Origin of the sequence: Mycobacterium sp. (genome assembly GCF_035499775.1) — a bacterium.
Classification (GTDB): Bacteria; Actinomycetota; Actinomycetes; order Mycobacteriales; family Mycobacteriaceae; genus Mycobacterium.
Map to the genome: position 1 here is coordinate 1 of NZ_DATJYB010000300.1, position 8,815 is coordinate 8,815.

The 8,815-nt window shown below is 64.2% G+C and carries 8 protein-coding genes and 1 pseudogene; 4 read left to right on the forward strand and 5 right to left on the reverse strand.

The annotated features are described in order from the left end of the window. Positions 1-248, forward strand: a pseudogene (locus VML93_RS19090) (TetR family transcriptional regulator); the annotation flags it as partial. Here VML93_RS19090 and VML93_RS19095 read toward each other — a convergent pair. Then, positions 245-1,462: a cytochrome P450 gene (locus tag VML93_RS19095; RefSeq protein WP_325613082.1), complete on the reverse strand. Its 1,218-nt coding sequence runs from the start codon at positions 1,460-1,462 to the stop codon at positions 245-247. The pseudogene VML93_RS19090 and the gene VML93_RS19095 sit on opposite strands and share 4 nt — an antisense overlap. Positions 1,463-1,660: 198 nt before the next feature. On the opposite strand from VML93_RS19095, the gene VML93_RS19100 reads away from it, so the two are divergent. Continuing rightward, the gene (locus VML93_RS19100) at positions 1,661-2,221 is read left to right on the forward strand and encodes a helix-turn-helix domain-containing protein (protein WP_325613070.1); all 561 of its coding nucleotides are present in this window, start codon (positions 1,661-1,663) and stop codon (positions 2,219-2,221) included. Here the strand turns inward: VML93_RS19100 and VML93_RS19105 are convergent. The 4 genes from VML93_RS19105 to VML93_RS19120 all read right to left on the reverse strand — a co-directional run bounded on the left by VML93_RS19105 (position 2,169) and on the right by VML93_RS19120 (position 7,774). After that, entirely contained in the window at positions 2,169-3,452 is a 1,284-nt protein-coding gene (locus tag VML93_RS19105; protein WP_325613072.1) for a glycosyltransferase 87 family protein, read from the reverse strand. The genes VML93_RS19100 and VML93_RS19105 overlap by 53 nt on opposite strands. A 73-nt stretch (positions 3,453-3,525) precedes the next feature. Then, the gene (locus VML93_RS19110; protein WP_325613074.1) at positions 3,526-3,840 is read right to left on the reverse strand and encodes an STAS domain-containing protein; all 315 of its coding nucleotides are present in this window, start codon (positions 3,838-3,840) and stop codon (positions 3,526-3,528) included. Beyond that, positions 3,840-6,347 carry a SpoIIE family protein phosphatase gene (locus VML93_RS19115; protein ID WP_325613084.1) on the reverse strand — a complete coding sequence of 836 codons (2,508 nt, stop codon included), beginning with the start codon at positions 6,345-6,347 and terminating at the stop codon, positions 3,840-3,842. Before VML93_RS19115 ends, VML93_RS19110 begins: the two co-directional genes overlap by 1 nt. 155 nt (positions 6,348-6,502) lie before the next feature. Then, entirely contained in the window at positions 6,503-7,774 is a 1,272-nt protein-coding gene (locus VML93_RS19120; protein WP_325613076.1) for a PucR family transcriptional regulator, read from the reverse strand. 254 nt (positions 7,775-8,028) lie between these two features. On the opposite strand from VML93_RS19120, the gene VML93_RS19125 reads away from it, so the two are divergent. Beyond that, positions 8,029-8,181, forward strand: coding sequence for a hypothetical protein (locus tag VML93_RS19125; protein ID WP_325613078.1), 153 nt, complete (start codon positions 8,029-8,031; stop codon positions 8,179-8,181). 15 nt (positions 8,182-8,196) lie between these two features. Next, the coding region (locus tag VML93_RS19130) for an AMP-binding protein (RefSeq protein ID WP_325613079.1) at positions 8,197-8,815 on the forward strand (619 nt) is incomplete at its 3' end.

Below are 8,815 nucleotides of genomic sequence, written 5' to 3' on the forward strand. Positions count from 1 at the left end.
CGAATAGACCTTGTCGGGCGTCGTCGCTGGTCAGCGAAGACGACCAGCAAAAGTTCATCGAACAGGTCGCTTCCCGGATGGGCATCGACGCGTCAATCGATATCCGACCCGCGCTGCTGGTCCATACCAGTTTGGCCACAGTCAAATTCGTACTCGACCGCTGGCTGACCGCCGAATCCGCCACCGGCCCAGCCTTATACGTTCAGATGGAGGAGGCACTGCGAATCACCCTCGCAGGATTCGATTAGCTTTGCACTGCCAACTCGAGACGGTTCAGACGCCGGACCAGGATGCTGGGCAACCACTCTCCGACATCGGCCGCCTCGATCCACGCGGTGCGTGCCAGCAGCTTCTGCAGCACGATTTGGGCTTCCAGCCGTGCCAGCGCAGCTCCGACGCAGAAGTGCACGCCCTTACCGAACGTCAATTGACCTTTCGCGCCGCTGCGATCGAGACGGAATTCGTGTGGCACCTCGAAATGCGACGGATCGCGATTTGCGGCCCCCCACATCAGCAGCAGATGCGAATTGGCCGGCAGCACTGCCCCATCCAGCGTGGTGTCGCGCCAGACGTGGCGGTAGTGGCCGCGAAACGGTGCCTCGAAGCGCAGCACCTCTTCGAGAAATGCGTTCAGTAATTCGGGATTCGCACGCACCTCCTTCTGAATCTCGGGACGATCGGCGAGAACCCACGCGGCACTGCCGAGCAGCGACGCCGTGGATTCGCCCGCGGCGCTGAACAGCGTGAGCATAATCCCAAGTGCCACAATCTGGTCCACCTCACCGGAGGCATAGCGCTGGGCCAAGTCACTGATCAGGCCGGGCGCGGATGCTCCCGTCGTCGCCTTTTCGAAGCGCTCCATGATGTAGCCGGAGAGTTCCATCGCGGCAACGCCGGCTGCGTCCAATTGTGCGTGCGTGACAACGCCGTCCAGCAATGTGGTGGTGGCAAAGCCGAGCCGGATGAGGTTTTCGACGTCGGTATCGGGAAGACCCAGCAGCTTGGCAACCACCATCATCGGCAGCCGGTTTGCTGTCGCACTCGTCCACTCGATGTGCCCGTCCCGCAGATTCTCATCCCAGAGGTAGTCGGCGGTGTGGGCGGCGAACTCCGCGATGGTCCGAACGCGCTTGGCCGACAAGTGCGGTAGCAAGATTTTGCGGTGCGCCGCGTGCACGGGATCATCCGCGGTGGCCAGCGCGTGCATGGCGGCGCCCGGCTCGCCCATGTGGTACGCGGTGACCGTACCGTCATCGTGATAGACCATCGTCGCGGTGAGGTTGGACGAAAAATCTTGGACGCGATTCACCGCCTCGATCACCGCGTCCCAGCCGCACACGGCGTAGAACGACGAATCACCGATACGGTGTACCGGAGCCTCGGCTCGCATCTGGTCGTAGAGCGGATACGGATTCTGCAAAGTCTCGGTGCCGAAGAATTCGGTCGGAGCCAAGACTGCCATCAGTTCAGGCTGAATGCGGGCCTTGGACAGCGTCAATACCGAGCCACAAAGTTGATAAGCGGCCGGCAGCATGCCGCCGGCCTCCGAAATCGCTTGCATCGCACCACCAGCGAATTAGGCTGAGAAAAAGTGGCGAAGAATTCTCACGGTGAGAGAAGTCTTTCCCAGCCGGATTGCACCGCGGAGGAGCGCTGTCGGATGGCACACGACGATTGGCTGGTGGGACGGGATCGCCGAAGCGAAGGTGCCGAACGGATCCACGCCGCGGCCGCCGACCTGATCTCCCGCGCCGGATACGATGCGTTCACCATCGAGGCACTGGCCGCCAAGGTCCACTGCTCACCGGCGACCGTTTACCGTCGGGCCGGCGGTAAATCGGCCATCCGTGATGCCGTCATCGCCATTCACGCGAACCGCATCATCGGCACCGTGCGCGACGCCATCAAAGACTTGACGGGTCCCGACCGAGTGGTGACCGCCACCATCGTCGCCCTCCAACGCCTGCAGTCAGATCCGCTGACTGCACTCATGGGGCCAATGCATTTGGCGCCAGGTAGCGAGTGGCTCACCAATTCACCCGTCGTCACCGCCCTTGCCGGCGAGATGCTTGGCCAGCAGAAGCCTGACCCGCTCGCCGCGCAATGGCTGATCCACGTCTTCCTGGCGCTGTTGTGCTGGCCGCTGAAAGATCCTGCGGCGCAACGTGTCATGGTGGAGCGCTTCCTCGGCGCGTCCTACCGACACGACCGCTCGCGATGAGGCCCGCGATGATCAGCAGGGCGGCATAGACCGCCAGGTGCAGGTTCAGCAGAACCTGCCAAGGGACGCCGGTCCGCTGGAACAGGTACAGACCGATGCGCTGCTGATGGTCGTTGGGAAGCAACACCGACCATGAACCCATCACCGCGAACAGTGGCACGACCGCGACCCACCACCACGCGTTGGCCACGGCCCGATGCATGAGGTACACGGTCATCGGCACCAGCCACACCCAGTGGTGGGTCCAGGTGAACGGTGATGCCGCGGTAGCGCTCAACCCCGCGACGCTCACCGCGAGCAGGGGTTCTCCGTGGCGGTACAGACGCACCGCGATCCACATGCTTATCGCCACCAGGCATGCATCGGCCAGCACCCACAACCAGGTGGCTGGCATCTCTTTCGTGAGGCGGGCGATCGCCCCGCGGAGCGACTGGTTGGCGGGATCGAAGACCCAATTGCTGATTCGGCTGGAGTCGAGGAATTTTCCGCCCCAGTACTGCCATGAGTCCCGCGGAAGGACCAGCCATCCTAACCCGATCGTCGCGGCGAGCGTGGCAACGGCGACCCCGGCGGCTCGCCACTGGCGCAACAGCAGGTAGTACAGGACGAAGTAAGCGGGGGTGATCTTGATGCCCGCCGCGAGGCCGATGCCGATTCCTTTGAGTCGGCTGCCCTCCGGGCGCGACGCGTCCCACAGCACCATCAGCATCAGCAGCAGGTTGATCTGCCCATAGAACAGCGTGGTCCGAACAGGTTCCAGAAACCCGCAGGCGATCGCCAACAGCGCCGAGATGCCGGCCAGGTACGGGGTGATTCGATAGCCCAGTATCCGGAAGCACAGCATCACACAGGCAATCAGCAGCACGACGTTGATGGCCAGCCAGATGTGTTGGTCTGCGTCGTCGGGCAACCAGACGAACGGCACGAAAACCAGCGCGGAGAACGGCGTGTACGTGTAGAGCAGCGGCGTGCAGCAGTCCAGGGGCTTGGTGTAGAGCGGCAGGTCGTTCAGAACATAACGACCGCCGCCGCGGTAGACGTGGAAATCCCAACCGCCTACCAGCAGTCCGATGTCGCGTTCCTGCGGCGTCACGAGGGTGGTCAGCAGCACTATCGAAGCGGCTGCCGCGACGAGCAGGATCACCAGTGTCGACCAACGGAAGTCGAGCTTGCGATGCACTGAGTGAACGTGGTCATCCGCGGACTGGACGGCCGTATCAGCTTCGCGCATCGATGGAGCAGTCCTCTCTCTATGTCTTTGCCGATCGACCGTCATCGCGAAAGTTGGAGCTGGAATAGATGTTTCAGACGGTGTCGCCCGGCGGCGCGGGTTCGACGGTGGTCAGTTCGGTCAGCCCACTGATCCTGAGGACGGGCATGAGGAAGCGGTGGGCGACGAGGTGGATGTGGTCGGCGTGGGTAGCCAACGCGTTGATGGCGGCGCTGTCCAGGTATTCCACCCCGCTGAGGTCGACGAGAAAGATTCCGTCGCTGCGAGTGGCGGCGGCGAGGGCTTGGGTGAATTCGTGGATGTTGCTCAGGTCGATTTCCCCCGCTGCGACCAGCTTGAGTTTCCCGTCGTTGTAGCGCGCGGTGTCGAGGGTGAGGGACGTAGGCACTAGATGATCCTCGCGATCAGGTGAACTGTGGTTCCAGTGGTGTCGGACTGAATATTGACGTCGTGCACGAGGCTTCGCATGAGCGGGATTCCCCGGCCGCGATGGGAGTGGGCCGCCGGTTGCGGCGGCTTCCACGAGCCGGTGTCGGTGATGGTCAAGTGGACCCGGTCGGCCAATGCGTTGGCGCCCAGGCTAATTGGACCTTCCGGACTGTGGCGGTGACCGTGCTCGATGGCGTTGGCGACAGCTTCTCCGGCGGCCACGAGCACTTGCAGAGTTTGATCTGGACCCACCTGAGCTCGGGTCAACCAGGTGCGCAACGCGTTGCGGGTGGGAGCGAGATGGCTGACGTCAGCAGGGAACTTCAGCTCCAGCGGGCTGGGATGGCGGTAGAGCAGCAGGACAACGTCGTCCTGATAGCCGCCGCTCGGCGCGACCCGGGACATGATCTGGTTCGCCAAATCATCCAGTGTCGATGAACGGGCGTCCCGAGCGACGTCGGCGACGCGGGAGATGCCCTGGTCCAGCGGATTGCGGCGACGTTCCACCAGACCGTCGGTGTAGAGCAGCAGGGTTGCGCGCGCGGGAATGGTCACGTGGGCTTCGGGGCGGGTCCAGGCGGGCCGTAAACCCAGTGCGATGGTGTGGCCGTCGTCGAGAATCCGGGTGGTGCCGTCGGCGTGGACCAGGATCGGCGGCGGGTGTCCGGCACTGGAGTAGACCAGTTCGCCGGTCTCGGGATTGAGCACCGCGCAGACGGCGGTCGTGCATTGTGCGCCGGACAGCCGCGCGGCGAACCGGTCCATCCCCTCGAGAGCGGCACTGGGACTGCGGTTTTCGAACAGCAGCGCGCGGCAGGCGCTTCGCACCTGTCCCATCACGGTGGCGGCGGCGAGGCCGTGGCCGACACAGTCGCCGACGATCAACGCGATGCGCCCGTCCTCCAGGTCGACGATGTCGTACCAGTCGCCGCCCACCTGAAGGGGCCGGGTGGCGGCCTGGTAGCGCACCACGAACCCGCTCGGTAGCTGGGCCGGCCCGAGGATTGCGTGTTGCAACGCCAAGGCGGTCTCGCGTTGTTGGTCGACCTGATGCACCCGCTGCAGGCCCTGGCCGAGGCGTCCTGCCAGCACCGTCAGCAAAGTCTGGTCCTCGAGGGTGAACGGCCGTTGCTCGGCCAGATCGATCCAGACGACGAGCACGCCGTCGGGATGCTGCAGCGCGATGCCCGCCGTCCCGGGCGTTGCCGTATTGGGGGTGAGTAGGTCGCCGTCACGCAATTCGCTGAGCGTCCGTTGGGTATCGGATGTCAGGTCGGCCCACTGCGCGCGCTCGCCGACCGATACCACCTGCGGTGCGCCCCAGGCCATCTCCGTAGCGGAACTGCCAGTCAAAAAGGTGACGGCCAGAACCCGCCGTGCCCGCCAGAGCCGGCGCAGTTCTTCGGCTGCGGCGTGCAGCGCGTCGTCGACGGTGTCCGCCTGGGCGAGTTCCTGGTTGAGCGCGTGTTCGCGACCTGCCGCCAGCGCCAATGCAATAGCTGCGTGCCGGGCGAAGTCGCTGACCAGCTCGAGGTAGTCGTTACCGAACGGCGGCTGCTGCGGGTCGCGCGCGACGGCGATCACACCGAGCACCGCCTCGTCCGCAATCAGCGGGATGACGATCGCGGGGCGTTCACCGACATCGGTGAATCCCTCAATCGGGTACTCGAACGAATCAGTGATCAGCGGTACGCCCCGGCGCGCGACACCACCCGTGGTAGAGCCGTCCATCGGGACCTGCCGACCGATCACCTCCGAGGCATATCGACCTGCCGTTGCGGCCACGACAAGGGCGTCGACCTCAGCTGCGGGCAAATCGGGCTCCCGGGGAACCAGCAGAATTGCCTGCTCAGCACCGGCCAACTCCAACGCTCGGTTCACGATGAGCTGCAACGGCCCCGTCTGCGGGTCGCCGGACAACAGCGCGGTCGTGATCTCGCGACTGGCCTTCGTCCATTTCGCCGTTTCCCGCTCTCGCTCGAAAAGTCGCGCGTTGTCGATCGCGGCGGCCGCCGCCGTGGCCAATGCCCGCACGGCGCCCTCCTGGGTGGCGGAGAACACTCGACCAGGCCGGTCGTCGGCCAGGTAAAGGTTGCCGAAGTTGGCTGCCCGCACGGTGATTGGTATTCCGAGGAGCGCCCGCATCGGCGGATCATGCGCGTGCAGTCCGGTGGCCTGGGGATGAGCACTCAGATCATCGACGCGGAGACCGTCACCTACCGGCAGATCGGCAAGTTGACGCGCCGTGTCGGCATCGATTCCCGCATGGACGAAAGAAACCAGGGTGCCGTCGGATGCATGGATGCCGAGGGCTCCGAAGCGGGCGCCGGTCAGCTCCATCGCCGCGTTGACGACTCGATGCAACGTCACGTCCAGGTCCAGGTCCGAACCGATCTCGACGATGACCCGCACTAGTTGCTCCATCTGGTCGCGAGCGGCCACCAGCTCGTCAAGTTGTTCATGCATTCGGCCCACGAGCTCGCGCCGACCCGGCCAGGTGAACGCGGATTCACCCCGGTCGTTGTCCCCCACGGACACAAACTTAATTCTCGATTCCGCGCCTCGTTCCGTTTTCCGGGATTTGGTCGGGCCGGCGGCGGCAAGATCACCGCTCTCGACGGCTATTTCAGCACGGCTGTGTCGAACCAATGACAAAGGAGCAGTGCGACTTCCAAGTCGAGTCGATCATCGCCGATGGGTCTGCCACGACGCTCGAGCGCGCGCTGCACGCGGTATTTCACCGAGTTGACGTGCAAATGCAACTGATCGGCGGTGGCCTTGAAGCTGGACCCGGCGCGCAGAAACTCCCTCAGCGTTTCACGCATCCGCTCGTCGCTGTCGGTCGCGCAGGCAAGCGGGCCCAGCACTTCGCTGACCCATGCCCGGGCCCGTTCAAGGTCCGCGCAGAAGTGGGCAGCGACCACCACACCTGGATCGCCGGCTGCCGTGACCGCCGGTGGGTGCGGTCGCGACGCGATCGCGACGTCGCGCGCAACGAGCGCCTTCTGGTGCGACCGTCGGAAGCCGTCGACGCCCGGCAGTGGATCACCGGTTGCCAGCCATGGTGCGGCCGGCCGCCCGCCCACGAATTCGCGTATCCGCCTCGTCGCGTGGGGCACAGCGTCGACGGGCAGCGGTATCCATGCCCATCCGGTGACCCGGTCCGAGTCGACGAACAACGGACGCTCCTGCGCGCCCAGTGATTTCGCCAGTTCTCCGACAAACCGCTCCATCCCGGCGAGTTCGTCTGCATCTTCCGACTCGCCACACCACATGATCAACGCGAGATGGGTGCGATGCAGTGGATAGCGAATGGATCGCGTCATCTGATCGATGTCGAGTTCGTTCCCGTCGAGCACCTCGCGAACACGCAATGCCCTCGTCCGGTTTTGATTCGCGAGCCAGTGGTCGCGTTCATTCTGGTAAACGCCGAGGACAAGACCTGACATCCGGTCGATATAGCGGAAAGACGCCGATGTGATCTCCTGGAATACGGCTAAACCAAGCTGGCTTTCTAATTGCGCGGCGCGAACTTCGCCGAGCACAATTTCTACCAGGGCCTGGTGGCCGAGCCGGTAGCCACGTACCAACGAGTCCGCGTCTACTCCACGCTGAGCCATGCGCCGCGCGTGCTCGATCGCTGCCGTCGGTGGTTCTACGTCATTGATCGGGATCCCGTGACGAATCGCGGGGAAGAAGGCGTCGATATTTCCTCGTACGGCGTCATAGACCAAGGCCAGCAGTTCACCCTCGCCACCCATCTCCGACTGCTCGGCAAGCAGCACCCGTTGGATGGCGCGGGTGGTCTCGGGCAATTTGTCACTCAGGCGGCTGATGACCAGCGATGTCGCCTTCGCGACCAGCGCCTGGTCCTCGTGGCTCTCCCCTCCCATCAACCGACCTTATGACGCGTCAACGCCAAACTCTACGGGCTGATCCTCGCCGAACACGTGTGAGCGATTGTCGGTCATAGACAACGACGCGGCACAAGCCGGACGAAACTTGGTCGGCTGCGGACGTCGCTTCACTGTATGTGCCTCCGTAGCGTCTGTGGTGAGGGCGATGTCGTGACCATAGTTCTCGAATTCCACTCATTTCGAATTGCAACCCTAATGCGCGCCGCGGCGCGCAGAAAAGGAGTTACACAGTGCTGAGTGCTATTGCCACTTTGGTGTTGGCGTTGGTGACGGTTTTGTTTCCGGTGCTTATCCCGGCCGCAACCACCACATTCCACACCATTGCCCAGGTTCGTCGCCGCAGGCAGGCTCGCGCAGCCGAGCCGGTCTCCGCGTCGGCCTGATCGCGTAGGACCAACATGTTTCCCGGAATCCACGCGGCATCCACGCCGAATCGCCCGGCCGTCGTGATGGCCGGCTCGGGCAAGACACTGACTTACCGTGAGCTCGAGGACAATTCCGCGCGGCTGGCGTCGGCGCTGCACACGCTCGGGCTGCGACGCGGCGACGTAATCGCACTGGTATCGGACAATTCGGCGCAGGCTTTCGAAGTTTATTGGGCTGCAATACGTTCCGGTCTGTACATCACCGCGGTGAACTGGCATCTGGCTCCCGAGGAAGCCGCCTACATCCTGCGCGACAGCGGCGCCCGGGCGGTGGTCGTCTCGGCCGGAGTAGGGTCGCTGGCCGAACCGCTTGTGTCGCTGGTCCCCGAGGTGAGGCACTGGTACGCGTACGGCGACGACGTCGCAGGCTACCAGTCCTACCGCGAGCTGTTGGCGAGCGCGGGACCGCGATTGACCGACCAGCCCCGCGGTGCGGAGATGCTCTACTCGTCGGGGACCACCGGCCGGCCCAAAGGCATCAAACCGCGTCTGGCGCCGAGGCAGGTGGACGAGCCGGGCGATCCGTTAGTCGCAATGCTGGCGAGCGCGTTCACGATGTCGGCAGCCGACGTGTATCTGTCGCCGGCGCCCA